This is a genomic window from Clostridium sp. MCC328, from assembly GCF_018785465.1.
Taxonomy (GTDB): domain Bacteria; phylum Bacillota; class Clostridia; order Lachnospirales; family Lachnospiraceae; genus Pilosibacter; species Pilosibacter fragilis.
Window position 1 is genome coordinate 1 of the sequence record NZ_WQPW01000123.1, and the last position, 289, is coordinate 289.

The following is a 289-nucleotide window of genomic DNA, read 5'->3' on the forward strand; positions in this document are numbered from 1 at the left end:
CAGGGCATTGGGTCTCATCTCCCATTGTCCTGCTACTTTTCATTCTAAATTATATTCACATACCGGAAAGTTGAATGTCGACGGGCATCAAGTCTACTCCCTCCAGGTGGTGCAGGATACCCTCGCCGGAATGAATCGGCTCATCCATCGAGATATGCCCCATAGCGTCCGACAGCGTAAAGGGCAACTTGTCCGGCTGGGGATTGCCCAAGCTGATCGTCAGGCTGCCTTGCGGGTCTCCGTCGATCAGCAGGACTTTCTTTCCGGCCTGCGCCAGCCCGATTCCCAA

The 289-nt window shown here is 54.7% G+C and carries 1 pseudogene; it reads right to left on the reverse strand.

Features of this window, described 5'->3' with window-relative positions:
• Window positions 1–58 precede the first annotated feature (58 nt).
• A pseudogene (locus tag GPK83_RS17425) lies at window positions 59–289 on the reverse strand (AAA family ATPase); the annotation flags it as partial.